The 15503-nt window shown below is 71.3% G+C and carries 1 protein-coding gene and 1 pseudogene; both read right to left on the bottom strand.

Going from position 1 to position 15503, the window contains the following annotated elements:
• Positions 1-105: 105 nt before the first annotated feature.
• A complete protein-coding gene (locus OG804_RS25910; RefSeq protein WP_442941636.1) occupies positions 106-9267 on the bottom strand; it encodes an AMP-binding protein in 9162 nt (3053 codons plus the stop codon).
• Between the two features lie 241 nt (positions 9268-9508).
• A pseudogene (locus OG804_RS25905) lies at positions 9509-15298 on the bottom strand (amino acid adenylation domain-containing protein); the annotation flags it as partial.
• Positions 15299-15503: the final 205 nt, after the last annotated feature.

Below are 15503 nucleotides of genomic sequence, written 5' to 3'. Positions count from 1 at the left end.
TCGTTACCGTAGCGTTGCCCGAATATCTCGTCCCGGTCGAGCGGACTGTGTGGAGTCGGTACGAACGGGGATTCGCCGCTATGACTCGCAACACTTCGGGCCGGATCAATCATGCCCGCCGCGGCGGGAGCCGCTCAGCAGCGACCCGCCGACGCGTTCGACCCGCCCGAGGTATTCCAGGACGCCGTCGCGACGGCGAACGAGATCTCCCGTTCGATACAGCCGGCCCCCGCCACCGGTGGCGACGAACCGGGCAGCCGTCTCCGCGGGTGCGTCGTAGTAGCCCCGAGCCAGCTGCGGACCGCCGATGTACATCTCCCCGACCGTCCCGGGCGGTACCGGACGCAATCGCTCGTCCAGCAGGTACACCCGGTCATTGGTGACGGGACGCCCGCCGACCGAACCCACGGTGATCACACCGGTCTCGTTGTGGCCGTACCAGATGACCAGCTCGGCGCCGGGCAGCAGCGTCATGAACCGTTCGACGCCGCCGGGCGGCAGCGCCGCACCGTCCACGACGACCCGGCGCAGGCTGGGATGCGCGGCACGGCCGCCGCCGTCGGTCACCGAATCGAGGAACCGGTCGAGCAGCGCCGGGACGACGTGCACGATCGTCACCCTGTGCGCGGCGATCGACCGGGACAGGTCGGCGGCCCGGCCGGGATGGTCGGGCATCAGGATCTGCGCACCGTGGTGCAGCGGCCGGAACAACTCCCACAGAGTGATATCGCTCACGACCGGCGCCGCGTGCAGCACCAGATCGGCCGAATCGTACGGGTGACTACGCTGCGCCCGGCGCAGCCGCTCGACCAGCTGCCGGTGGGTGCTCGTGACCCCCGGCGACCCGCCGGGGGCATACCGGACGTCGGCGCGGTCGTCGGCGACGACCGGCGGATCAGCGGCCGGGTCGGTGGGCAGGTCCAGGTAGAGCAGATCGATGGCGACGACCGAGATACCGCTGCTCGTGCTGACACCGTCGTCGGAGGTGCTCAGCACACAGATCGGGGCGGCCGCCGCCAGCAATTCGTCGAACTCCGCGGCCGGACAGCCGGGGTCGACGGGCACATAGCCGCCACCGGCGCGCAACACCGCGCAGACCGCGACCACCAGGTCGATACCGGGACGCATGGCCACGGCGACCAGGGTCTGCGCACCCACCCCGAAGCGGACCAGTTCCACGGCCAGCGCCCGGGACTTGCGGTCCAGTTCGCTGTAGCTGAGCACCCGCGCACCTTGCCGCACGGCCGGAACCGAAGGAGTGCGCGACGCCTGTTCGTCGAACAGCGACAGCAGGGTGCTCTGATCGTCGTGCGATCCGAGGTCGACCACCGGCGACATGTAGGCGGTGGTCTCCACATCGGCGATCGGGCGCAGGAACGTGGTGGGTTCCGGATCGGCGGTGAGTTCGGGCTCCGGCGCGGCCGGGGGCTTCGCCGGAGCCGGGGGCTCCGAGCGCTTCAGGGTCCATCCGCGGGGTTCGTCCGACGCCGTCTCGTCCCGGAGGGGTTTCGGCCGGCGCTGCGGCAGAGCCGGCGCGGGCGCCGGTTCCGGCTCCGCGGTGCTCCGGGCCCCGCGCTGCGGCAGCGGATCAGGTGCGGTGTCGGTCGACAGGCCGTCGAGTTCCACCGTGGCGCGGGCTTTGCGTCGCGGCAGCGCGGGCGCCCCCACCGACTCCGCGCCGGTGGACTCGAACTGCGCGTCGGGCTCGGCGGAACGCTGCGGCAGCGAAGGCGATACGGGCTCGACCGCGGCCGCCGTGGGCTCGGGATCACGCTGCGCACCGGGTCGCGGCCGACGCTGCGGCAACGAAACCTGCGCAGGCTCGGACTTCTCCTCCGATACCGGCTCCGCGACAGACCCACCGTCATTGCTGGACCGGCGCTGCGGCAACGAACCCCGCACCGAATCCGAGACTTCCGCCGACACCGACTCGGCAACAGACCCACCATCGGTCCGAGACCGGCGCTGGGGCAACGAGCCTCGCGTCGGATCCGACAGCTGCGCCGACCCCGACTCCCCGACAGACCCACCGTCATAACGAGACCGACGCTGCGGCAACGAGACCTGGGCCGAATCCGAGACTTCCGCCGACACCGACTCCGCGACAGACTCGCTGTCGAACCGAGACGGGCGCTGCGGCAGTGCGCCGCTCGCCGAGCCCGACAGCTGCGCAGACTCCGGCTCCGCGACGGACTCACTGTCCTGCCGAGGCCGGCGCCGCGGCAGCGGTGCGGGCGACTCGGCGCGCGAGTCGGCGAGGGCCGACTGCGGTTCGGCTCCGGTCCGACGCCGGGGCAGCGAAACCGGACCTGGATCGGCGGGATCCGAATCCGGGCGTGGGCGGCGCTGCGGCAGCGATAGCGGCGACTGTGCCGCGTTCGAGGTGGCCTCGCCCGAATCGCCTTCGGCGTTTGCCGGGTTCGGGGTATCGCGCCGTGGGAGCGGTGCCGATTCGGGCCGCGACCGCGAGTCCGGTTCCGCGTCCGCACCGTCGGCGGGTCGGCGCCGCGGTAGCCCGGCGGCACCGGTATTCGTGTCCGAGAGGGCGGGCGAATCCTGTTCGGCAGCCCGGCTGCGGCGCCGGGGCAATCCGCTCGCGGCGGGCGCGCCCGCCGGGTCCGGAGACAGGCCCCCGGCGGTCGCCGGGTCATCGGCGGGCTGTGCACGACGCTGCGGTAGCACGCCGCGACCCGGCTCGGACGCGGTGGAACCCGGTGCGTCGGTGATCGGGCGAAGCAGCGAAGTGACCTCCGCGTCCGGCAGCGAACCCCAAGCAGGCTCGGGCTCCGGCGCCGGGTCTTCGTGGCCGGTGTCCGGCCGCAACCCGTGTTCGGCGAGACCGCCCAGGGCGCGGACCCAGTGCTCGGCGAAGGTCTTCACCTCTTCGCCCGCGAAGATCTCGGTCGCGTAGTCGAATCGGCACAGCAGGCCGTCATCGGTCGCGTCGACCGTGAGTGCCAGCGGTACGCCGTCGGCCGGACCGTCGGTGTGCACCCGGGCGGGGCGCAGATCCCGGTAGCGCAGCGTGAACCGGCCCGATTCGGCCGCGGCGAATTCGGCCGTGGTCTCCGGGTTGAGGTGGCGCAGTAGCGCGTAACCCGCACCACCGTCGGGCACCGAACGGTAGAGGTCGCGGACCTGAGTGAGAGCGGCTCCCGCGGCGGGCCCGCCGACCAGCGCCTCGGCGGTATCGATATCGGTGATCCGGACCGACAGCGGGAACTCGGTGGCGAACCCGCCGACGAGATCACCGGCTCCGCTCGCGAAGGAACGCGCGTCGGCGTCGCAGCGCACCAGCGACCCGATCGCCCGGGCCACCGTGCCCTGTCCCCCGGTGCGCAGCGCGATGGCGACAGCGGTCAGCAGCACCTCGGGCACGGTGGCCCGGTAAGCGTCGGCCGCGGCGGTCACGGCGGCGGTGCCCTCGGCGGTGATGGCCAGCGAGACCCGGCGCCGGGCCCGGAGATCGGCCGAATCGAGCGGGGCCACGAGCTGCGCACCGGCCAGGTTGCGCCGCCACCACCCGGACTCGTCCAGCAGTTCGATGGATCGGGCGCGCGCGTCCAGCGCACGCACCAATTGCGGCAGTTTGCTCTCCGGCGCGGCCGCGGCCGGATCGGCGGCGGCCCATCCGGCGAGCAGTTCGTCCAGGACGATCCGCCAGGAGCGGTCGTCGACGGCGAGCCCGTTGGCCACCACCACGAGTCGGCGGTCCGGTTCGGTTCCGGTGACGACGAAATGGATATTGCGGCCGGTCACCGGGTCGAGGGCGTCGGCCGCCGCCTGCACCACGTCGTCGGTGGCGACCGTGTTCTCACCGGATTCGGGCCCGAGCCACCAGTACTGGCGCTCCCCGCGCTGTTCCCGCGGCGGAATCCACAGCGTGGGCGTCCCGTCGCCGGATTCGAGCCGGGCGGACAGCATCGGATGCCGGGCCATCACAGACCGCACCGCGGCCTCGGTTCGGCTCAGCGGCCGGTCGGCGGGCAGATCGAGGACGACCGACCGTACCTCGACGCCGGGGACCGGATTGTCCAGCAGTCGGGCGGCGGTGGGTGTCGCCGGAAGTTCGCCGGTGGTCTCCGGCGCGCCGGGAACCACGATCGGATCCACCGCCGCAGCGGTGGGAACACCGTCCGAGGAAGGATCGGCCACGGACCGGGCGGTGTCCGGGTCATCGACGGGGTGGCCGCTCGCAGCGAGCGCCGCCGCGGACCACGGCCCCGGATCCGGCGGAAGGGGCGCGACGCCGTCGGGGTCCGGTAGCAGTGCGCGGTCGGGTTCGCCGGTGCCGGTCAGCGGGATCCGCTCGACCACCTGGAACGCCGACGGCACCAGCCGCACCGGTAGCGACTGCGCCAGCGCGGCGCGGAACCGGGCGGGGTCCGGCTCTTCCCCGGCCTGCTCGGGCACCACATACGCGACCAGACGCGCGCCGGGCCGCGCCGCGGAGGACACCGCCGGTCCGGTGGCACGGGTGAGTACCGCGGCCTCGGCGATACCGGGCAGGGCGCGCAATGCCGCCGCGATCGCGGCGGGCCGGATCCGGTGACCCCGGAATCCGAACTGTTCGTCGGTGCGGCCCAGATAGTCCAACCGCTGCGGCGTGCTGACGGTGGCGTCACGCCACCGCACCATGTCCCCGGTGCGGTACATCCGCTGGCCGTATCCGAACGGGTTGGCCACGAATCGGTCCGCGGTCGCGCCCGGCCGGCGGGTGTATCCGCGGGCCAGCTGGTCACCGGCCAGGTACAGCTCGCCGGGCACCCCCGGCGGTACCGGCCGCAGCCGCGAATCCAGTACATACACCCGGGTGTTCCACTGCGGCAGTCCGATCGGCACCGACCGTTCCGCCGAACCCGCGGCCGGCCAAGAGGTCGCCGAGACGGTGGTTTCGCAGGTCCCGTACAGGTTCTGCGCCCGCGCGCCGCACCGCTCCCGGACCGCCGCGGCCGTCTCCGGCGCCAACGGTCCCCCGGTCACGAACACCTCGCGCAGGCTGCGCACCCGGCCCGGATCGGCCCGTTCGGTGAACGTGGCGAGTTCGTCCGGTCCGAAATCGGTGACCGTCACCGCGCGCGCGGCGATCGCCTCGGCGATCCGTTCCGGATCGTCGGCCCCGGCCGGAGCCAGGGCCAGCTCGGCGCCCGCGCGCAGCGGCAGGAAACAACCCCACAGCGAGGTGTCGCAGGTCGCGGGGTTCTGCTGGAGATAGACGTCCGTGAAGCCCATCGGATATTGGGCGAGCATCAGCGTGACCTGGTTGTTGATCGCGCTGTGCGAGAGCACGGCCAGTTCCGGCCCGTTCGGCGAGACCGATGCGCAGAGCAGATAGGCCGCATTGCCCGGCCGCACCGGCCGGATCAGTTCCTCCGGGCGCACGGGCTCGGCGGAGTACCCGGTGAGATCCGCGCCGCCGACCACGAGAAGCGGTATCGCGGTCTGCGCTCCGATCGTTTTCAGGGCCGCGGCCAGTCGCGATTCGTCCGCCGGGGCCACCAGCACGCAGGCCGGTCCGGCGATATCGATGACCTGCGAATTCCATCCGGCCGGATCGTCCGGGTCCAGCGGCAGGCAGGCCCCGCCGGCGGTCAGCACCGCATAGATCGCCACCAGCAGGTCCGGAGAGTTCCGGATCGCCACGCCCACCCGCGTTTCCGCTCCGACCCCGGACTCGATCAACTGTCGCGCCAACCGGTTGACCCGGTCGTCGAATTCCTGATAGGTCAGCTCGGATTCCGCGTCGGCCACCGCCACCGTATCGGGGCGGGTGGTGACCGTACGGCGGTAACCGTCGAGCAGCAGGTCGGGCGCCACCGGGTACCTGGTGTCGTTCCAGACCACCAGCAATCGGTCGAGATCGGCCCGCGACAGCAGGTCGATATCTCCGATGGGACCGTCCGGATCACCACCCGCGACGGTGAGCACCCGCTGCAACCGGCCCGCGAACTCGGCGACGGTGGCGGCGTCGAACCGATCGGCGGCGTAGTGGAACGCGGCCGCGATCCCGTCCGGCGACCCGTCGGGTGCGCGATGCGGGTCGATGACCAGCCGCAACCGGCACTCCGACGACGAGTTCGCGATATCGATCGGCTCGGTCGACAGGCTCGGCATCTCCAGTCGCGGCACATCGTTGTGCCGCAGCGAGATCGCCATATCGAACAGCGGCTGCCCGGCGCCCAGTGTCGCGTCCAGGATTTCGAAGGGCAGATCGGCGTGGGAGAACGCCGCGCGATCGGATTCCGCGACCCGGGCGACCAGGTCGAGGAAGGACTCCGCTGGATCGATACGGGTGCGCAGGACGACGGTGTTGGCGTAGGGCCCGATCGCGTCGTCCAGTTCGTGCTCGTCGTGTCCGCGGACCGAGCTGCCGAGCACGATATCGGTGACCGCGGCCGAGCGGGCCAGCAGCACCGCGAACGCCGCACGGACCACGATGAATTCGGAGACCTCGCCGCGGCGTGCGATATCGGCGATCCGCCGATGGGTCCGGGTGCTCATCTCGAAACCGTGCACGCCGTAGCTCGCGGTCCCGGGACGCGCGCCGGCGGCCGGGATCTCCAGCCGCGGCGGCAGTCCGGCCAGGTATTCCCGCCAGAATGTCAGCCGCGCCGCGGCGAGCGAGCCCGGATCGGTGATATCGCCGAGTTCGGCCTGCCGGCTCAGGAAATAGTCGAGGTACTGCACCGACAGCGGCTGCCACAGCGGCCGCGACCGGTTGCGCCGCCCCAGGAACGCGCGCAGCAGATCCCGCAGCAACAGTCCGACCGAGACCTCGTCGGCGAGAATACGGTGCACGACCACCGCGACCACGTGTTCGCGCGGGCTCAGTTCGGCCAGCGCGAACCGCACCGGCACCTGATCCGGGTCGGCGGCGTCGAAATCGGTCCGCGACAGCGCCTCGAGCCAGTCCGCCAGCAAGGCGGGGGCGAGCGGTTCGGCCGCCACTTCCGGTACCGCGCGTTCCCGCGGCAGGACCACCTGATGCGGCGTGCCACCGACTTCCGGATAGACGGTGCGCAAGGTCTCGTGCCGGTCGACCACATCGGCGACGGCGGCCTGCATGGCAGTCGCGTCCAAGGTGCCGGCCAGGGTCATCGCGGCGATGACGGTGTCGGTGGACTCTTCGGGTGTGAACTGGTTGCGCTCCCACAACCGCACCTGACCCGGCGAGAGCGGGATGAGCTCGGGCCGGGGCACCGCGACCGGACTCTCGTTCCGCGCCGGGATCGATTCCGGCGCCGGGGACCGGGCACCGGAGCCGAGCGAAGCGCCGGTGGCGCTCGGCCACAGCGGACTCGGGGCGTTCGTATCCCGCGCGCCGAACGGGAAATCCGGGGTTCGGGCCGGCTCCGGAATCGCGGCGGCCGCGCTCGGCGCGCGATTCGCCGCCGCGGCGGGCTCGCCCGGGCTCTCCGGCGGGTTCTCGTAGAACGACAGCGCGTCACCGGCGGTCGGGAACGAGCCGCCGCGGACGGTCTGTGCGTCGCCCGGGGACGGCAGCTGATATCCGCTGCTCAGCCACGAGTCGGCGGCCGGATCGTCGGACCACGTGGACTCCGCGGCGGGCACCGGTGGATCCAGTGATTCCGCGGACCGGGAGCCGCGCCTGCCGAGGGGTTGCTGGCGGTCGGGCATGTCCAGATAGCCGCGACCGGGTAGATCCATATCACGCTGCTCGGAGGCGAGCCTGCTGTCGGTTCCGGGGCCGGAGCGCGCGGGAACCTCGGGTGCGGGATCCGGGCGACCGGCATCCTGATGGGACAGACCGTAGCCATATCCGGAGAAGGCATGGTCGCGGACCGGCGACTCCGGTTCGGCGGCACGCAGACCCGGCACCTCGTACGAAGCCGGGGTTTCGCGGATCGGCAGACTCTGCTCGAAATCGATCGGCGGGGTGGCGGGCCGATCCGTCGGCTCCACGGCGGACTCCGGCTGATCGACGAGTGCGCTCGCGGCGCTGAAGGCGGTTTCGGCCGGCTGCGCCGGGGGCAGCTCGACTCGGCCCACGTATTCCATCTCACCGTCGGCGGTCCGGCGCACCAGATCACCGGTGCGATAGAGCCGGGCGCCGTCGTCGGCGTACGGGTCGGCGACCAGCAGTTGCGCCGTCCGGCCGGGGCGGCGATGGTAGCCGCGGGCCAGTTGCGCCCCGCCGATGTACAGCTCGCCCACCGCGCCGTCGGGCACCTGCCCGAGCTGTTCGTCCAGGATGTAGGCCGTCACCCCGCGGATCGGCGCACCGATGGTCGGCGGGCGGCCGGGCGACAGCGCGGTACTGATACTGGTCATGGTCGTGGCCTCGGCCGGCCCGTAACCCTGATAGAGGACCCTGGTCGGGCCGCCCGCAACGGGAATCGCCCAGCGCGATACCAGTTCGGGCGGGCACGGCCGGCGGCCGGTGACCACGACACCCAGCTCGTCGAGCCCCGCCGGATCGATCACCTGCAACGCGTCCGAGGTCAGGTAGGCGTGGGTGACGCCGGTGCGGCGCAGCAGTTCGGTCAGTTCGTCCGCCGTGGACACCAGCGGGGACACCACCACCATGGTCGCGGCGCCGCCGAGCGCGAGCAGCAGTTCCAGTACGGCCGAATCCGAGGGGAGCGGCGCGAAGTTCAGCGTGCGGTCCTCGGGTTCGACCCGGTAGCGGCCCTGCTGTTCGGAGCACAGACCGGACAGACCGGCCTGGGTCACCACCACCCCGTCCGGGGAGGTCTCGCCATCGCTGACGTAGCTGACATAGGCGGGATGTTCGGCCCGCAGCGGACGGATCCGATCGGCATAGGTGACGGGGTCGGAGGAGAACTGTTCCAGCGCACGGGCGGCACCGACCGTATCGACCTGCAGCCATTCGATCTCGTCCGGGAGTTCGTTGCGGACCCAGGACACCGCCAGACCGTAGACCGCGCCGACGTCGACCAGCAGATGCGCGACCCAGCTCGGCGGGTAGGCGGGATCGATCGGTACGAAACCGGCGCCGGTCTTGGCGACCGCCCACACCGCCAGCACCGCGTCCAGCGAACGCGGGATGGCCACGGCCACCAGGTCCTCCGGACCGATACCGCGCGCCATGAGCGATCGGGCCAACCGGCTGGACCAGGCGTCCAGATCGGCGTAGCTGACCTGTTCCAGCGGACCGGTGCCGTCGGCGAGGACGAGCGCCGCACCGTCGGGGTTGGTCTCGACAGCGTTCGCGATCAGCTGCGGAAGGGTTGTCACGCGGGGCCGCCGGGTTCGGTGGGGCCGGGTCCGGACTGGCCGCGTCATACCGCCTTCGCCCTCCGGAGGTGGTCACACCGCTGACCGACTACCGCATCCATCTGTCCGCCTCGCCTGCCTATCGCACTTCACCGCTGCGCCCTACCGTGGCCCAGCTTGGACAGCAGCCTGCCACAATGCGCCGGTACCCGGTATGGCACCCGGCAGGTTACCGCTACTGACCGCCGTTCGACCATCCACTGCGCGAGATCGGTCGCCCGCCGCGGCGAATCGCCCGGTTCGGCCGGGTTCAGCGGTCGCCGGGCGCATCACCCAGACGGGCGGCCAACCACGGACCGATCACCGCCAGCGCCGCGGGTGTGGTCATCCCGTCGTGGGTGGCCGGAACGGGATGGTCGACGACCACACCGGATACGTACGGCTCCCAGTCCTGCGCCGATCCCGCCTCGGGATTGTCCAGCGCCCGGAACAGCTGCAGTTGACCGCGGAACACCGGCGGCCGGTGCGCCCCGGCGAATTCGACACTGCGCACGGCAGTATCGATGAGGCGGCGCAACCGGTCGCGGGTCAGCACATCGGACAGCTGCGGCGGGATCGCCGCGTGCAGGGTGTCCAGCACGACGTCGTCGATCGCCCACAGGCTGTCCGCGTCGGGTACCGCGGCATCGGGAATTCCGAGGGCGGCGAACGCCTCGCGGATCTCCGCACGGAACCGGCGCACATCGGTATCGGGATAGGCGTCCATGACACCCAGCAGTTCGATCCGCTCCCCCTCGGACTGCAACCGCACCGCGACCGCCTGGGCCACGGTGCCGCCCAGTGACCAGCCCAGGAAACGATACGGACCCACCGGCTGGACCGCCCGGATCTCGCGCAGGTAGCGCTCGGCCAGTTCGTCGAGGGAACCGGGCGCGTAATCCGCCTCGGTCAGGGCCGGGGTCTGCAGCCCCAGGATCGGCTGCTCGGCCGGGAGATACCGGGCCAGTCCCGCGAAACCCCAGGCCATCCCGGACATCGGATGGAAGCAGAACAGCGGGCGGCGACCGCTGCCCGGCCGGATCGGGAGCATCACCGCCGTGGCCGCGTGCGTCCCCTGATCGTCGCCGCCACGCTCGGCGACGGCCGCGAGGTGCCGGGCCAGGCCCTGCACGGCCGGGCTGCCGAAGAGCGCCGCGACCTGGATCCGGGTACCGGTCAGTTTGGCCAGCCGACTCACCACCTGGGTGGCCGACAGCGAGTTACCGCCGAGGGCGAAGAAATCGGCGTCGAGTCCGACATTCTCGGTGCCGAGCACCTCCGCGAAAGCGGTCGCGACGGCGTGTTCGTGCGGTGTCACCGGCGGCCGGAACTCCGGTGCGGTGAACTCCGGTTCCGGCAGCGCGCGCCGGTCGATCTTGCCGTTGACGTTCAACGGCAGCCGATCCAGCACCACGAACGCGGCGGGCACCATATAAGAGGGAAGCGCTTGTGCCAGCTCGGATCTCACCTGCTCCACATCGATCGCCGCGGCGCCGGTCACATAGGCGACCAGTGAATCACCCAGCCGGGGATGACTCCTCGCCACCACGACGGCCTGGTCGACCACGGGCAACGCGAGCAGAGCCGCCTCGATCTCCCCGAGTTCGATCCGGAATCCGCGCAGTTTCACCTGGAAGTCCGTGCGCCCCCGGTAGTCCAGTACCGCACTCGGGCGACCCTGCGCGTCCCGGACGGTCTGCCAGGCGGCGAGATCGCCGGTCCGATACATCCGTTCGCCGGGCCGGAACGGATCGGCCACGAACCGGTCGGCGGTGAGATCGGGGCGGCTGTGATAGCCGCGCGCCAACTGGTCGCCCGCGAGGTACAGCTCACCGGCGACACCGTCGGGAACCGGGTGCAACCGTGCATCGAGCACGTACACCCGACTGTTCCACTGCGGGACGCCGACCGGCACCGACGCCGAATCCGCAGGTGTGACCCGGTGTGTGGTGATCGACACCGCGGCCTCGGTCGGGCCGTACATATTGAACAGGTCGGTGCGCGGGCAGTCGGCCAGTAGCCGCTGCGCGGTGCTGCCGGGCAGCGCCTCGCCGATGGCGAAAACGCGCTGCAGCGAGTCGGGTAGGCCGTCGGCCAGCAGGGCGTCCAGCATGGAGGGCACCACGTGCAGGGTGGTCGGCGACTCGCGGCGGATGAGTTCGTTCAGGTACGCCGGGTCCCGGTGCCCGTCCGGCGCGGCGATCACCATCGCGCCGCCGCAACCGACGGCCGACCAGAACTCCCACACCGACATATCGAAGGTCGCGGCGGTCTTGAGCAGGACGGAGTCCGTGGGTTTCATCCCGAATTCGTCGACCATATAACGCAACTGGTTGACCACCGCCGCATGCGGAACCGCGACGCCCTTCGGCCGGCCGGTGGACCCGGAGGTGAACAGGACATACGCGAGGTGCTCCGGGCGCAACGCGGCGATCCGGTCGGCGTCGGCGACCGGATCGGCGCTGAGGGCGGAGAGGTCGAGTTCGGCCGGCCGGAGCACGGGCACCCCGGCGGCGACCGGCACCGGAGCACCGTCGGTGAGCACGCAGACCGGCGCCGCGGCGGACAGGATGAAACCGTTGCGTTCCGCGGGCTGATCCGGATCGATCGGCACATAGGTGCCACCGGCGACGGTCACCGCGTACATGGCCACCACCAGATCCACCGAACGGCGCAGCGCCAGCACCACCCGGGAATCCGGACCGACGCCGAGCCCGATCAGATGGCGGGCCAGGCGGTTCACCCGCGCGTCGAGTTCGGCGTAGGAGACCCGGGTGCCGTCGGCGGCGATCAGCGCGACCGCGTCGGACCGGCCCGCCACGGCATCGGCCAGCAGCGTCGCCAGAGTCGCCGACGGGTCCGTCGCGCGCGCCGTATCGTTACGGCCCGCGACGATCGACTCGCGTTCGGCGACCGCGAGAATGTCCAGATCCCCGACCGGGGTGCCCGGGTCGGCGGCCACCGCGCGCAACAGCATCAGCAACCGGTCCACGAAACCCTGCGCGGTGGCGTGCTCGAACAGATCTTTCGCATACGCCAGGTCACCGGCGAGACCACCCGCGGCGCCGGTCTCGTCGTACATATCGGCGAGGGTCAGATGCAGATCGAATTGCGACCGCTCGGTGTCGAAGTCCACTTCGGCCACGGTGAGCCCGGGCAGTTCCAGCGTGGTGGGGGCCAGGTTCTGGAACGACAGGCACACCTGGAACAGCGGATGCCGCGCGGTGGAACGCACCGGATTCTGGATCTCGACCAGACGCTCGAACGGCACGTCGGCGTTCGCGAAAGCCTGGAGATCGTCCTCTTTCTGGCGAGCCAGCAGATCGCGGAAGGATTCGCCGCGATCGACCCGGGTCCGGAAAACGAGCGTGTTGACGAACATTCCGATCAGATCGTCGAGGGCGGCCTCACCGCGCCCGGCCAGCGGCACGCCGACCGAGATGTCATCGGTGCCCGACAGCTGCGCCAGCAACACCGCGAAGGCCGACTGCATCACCATGAACAGTGTCGCGTTGGGGCCCTGGGCCAGGTCGAGCAGCGCGCGGTGCAGATCGGCGTCGATCCGGAACTGCACTCGTCCACCGGCGAAGGACTGCACCGCCGGGCGCGGCCGGTCCAGCGGCAGTTCCAGCTGATCGGGCAGCCCGGCCAGCGTCGAACGCCAGTACGCGATCTGCTGCGCGCCCAGCGACTCCGGATCCGATTCCGACCCCAGCAGGCCGCGCTGCCAGATGCTGTAATCCGCGTACTGCACCGGCAGCGGCGCCCACTGCGGCGCGGCGCCACCGCTGCGGGCCGCGTAGGCGACCATCAGATCGCGGGTCAACGGCCCGAACGACGAACCGTCCGCGGCGATATGGTGCACCACGAGCGCCAGCACGTACTCGTCCGCGGCGCCCTCGACCAGCAGCAGCGCCACCCGCAGCGGCACCTCCGTGGTGATGTCGAACAGCGTGGACATCAGGTCGAGCATGGCGGCCGGAATCCCGCTCTCGGTCACGGTGTGCACCGCGAGGCCCGGGATCGCCCGCGCCGGATCCAGCACCACCTGTTCGGGGCCCGCGTCGGTCTCCGGGTAGACGGTGCGCAGCACTTCGTGCCGTTCGACCAGGTCGGCGATTGCTCCGCGCAGCGCCGAGATATCCAGCCGCCCGGACAGCCGGACCGCGACGGGCACGTTGTAGGCCGCCGATTCGGTATCGAACCGGTTCAGGAACCACATCCGCTGCTGCGCCGGGGACAACGGGATCCGCTCCGGCCGGGTCTGCCTGCTCAGCAGCGGCCGTCCGCTGCCCCGCAGTTCGTCGAGTCGTACCGCCAGCGCGCTCACGGTCGACGCTTCGAAGATCGCCCGAGCGGGCACCCGGGCGTCCACGACCGCGCCCAGCCGGCCCGCGACCTGGGTCGCGATCAGCGAATTACCACCGAGGTCGAAGAAATCGTCATCGGCGCCGACCGGGTCGGCCGGGTTCAGCAGGTCCGCGAATACCGCTGCCACCTGCTGCTCCAGTTCCGTTTCCGGAGCGCGGAAAGTTCTGGTGCGCAGCTGCGGCGCCGGCAGCGCCCGCCGGTCCAGCTTCCCGACCGGAGTCAGCGGGATCTCGTCGAGCACGGTGATACCGGCCGGAACCATATGTGCGGGCAGCCGGCTCGCCGCCAGCGCACTCAGCTCATCGATATCGATCCGGGCGCCCGCCACCGGATGCACGTAGGCGGCGAGAATCGTCGCGCCGCTGTCGAGTTCGTGGCCGACCGTGACGGCGAAATCCACCGACGCGTGCTCGGCCAGTACCGCGTCGATCTCCCCCAGCTCGATCCGGAACCCGCGAATCTTGACCTGGAAGTCGTTGCGGCCCAAGTATTCCAGCGTGCCGTCGGACAGCCAGCGCACCAGGTCACCGGTGCGGTAGAGCCGGGCGGCGCCGTCCCCGAACGGATTCGCGACGAAGCGCGCCGCGGTGAGACCGGGCCGCGCGTGGTAGCCGCGGGCCTGCTGCGCACCGGTGATGTACAGCTCCCCGGTCACCCCGGTGGGCACCTGGGCCAGCCGTTCGTCCAGTACGTATTCGGTGATCCCCCGGGTCGGCGCACCGATGGTCACCGTCGCGCCGGGGACCAGCGGATCGCTGATATTGGTCATGATGGTGGTCTCGGTGGGGCCGTAGCCGTTGAAGAATTCACGGGGGCGGCCGTCGCCCAGCAGGCCCGCCCAGCGGCGCACCAGATCCGGCGGGCAGGCCTCGCCGCCGGCCACCACCACCCGGAACTCGTCCAGACCGGCCGGGTCGAGCGAAGCCAGCGCGGCCGGGGTGATGAAGGCGTGCGTCACCCGCTCCCGCTTCAGCAGCCCGGCCAATTCGTCACCGCCGTACACCGTGGGCGCGGCCACCACCATGGTCGCGGCACCGCCCAGCGCGAGCAGCAGTTCCAGCACCGAGGCGTCGAACGAGGGCGAGGCGAAATGCAGAGTCCGCGAGGTGGTGTCCACCCGGTAGCGGTCCCGCTGCTCCGCACAGAACCCGGCCAGCCCGGCCTGGGTCACCACCACGCCTTTCGGGAGGCCGGTGGAACCCGAGGTGTAGATGACATATGCGGGGTGTTCGGCGCGCAACGGACGGACCCGGTCGGCGAAGGTCACCGGATCGGCGGATTCGTCGGCGAGCCGCTGCGCGGCCTCGGCGGAATCGATGCGCAGCCACTGGACCCGGTCGGGCAGCTCGTCGCCGGACTCGGCCACCGACAGCCCGAACACCGCACCGGAATCGGTGACCATGTGCCGGACCCGGTCGGCCGGATAACGGGGATCCACCGGCACGTACCCGGCGCCGGTCTTCGCGACCGCCCACACCGCGACCACCGAGTCCAGCGAGCGCGGGATACCGATGGCGACCAGATCCTCCGGACCGATACCGCGGGCGATGAGCAGCCGGGCCAGCCGGTTGGAGCGCGCGTCGAGTTCGGCGTAGGTCAGGGTGGCGAGCGTTGCGGCGGCATCCGCGTGGACGACCGCGGTACCGGACGGGTTGCTTTCCACCGCGGTCGCCATGAGCTGCGGCAGTGTGGTGAGCCGGGGCCCGCGGGTGCGGGTCGGCCGGGTGCGGGTCGGGCGGGTCATACCTGCCTCATTCCCCGGACGTGCTCACACCGCTGTCCCACTACCGAACCCATCTACCTGCCCTCGTCTGCTCTGTCGCCATCGCGGCGCACCCGGCGCGGTACAGCGCCACCGCGGTACTCGCGTCGTTCCTCGCTCGCCGTGTTCATCA

Source organism: Nocardia sp. NBC_00416, from assembly GCF_036032445.1.
GTDB lineage: Bacteria > Actinomycetota > Actinomycetes > Mycobacteriales > Mycobacteriaceae > Nocardia.
This window is presented reverse-complemented; position numbering and strand designations above follow the sequence as displayed.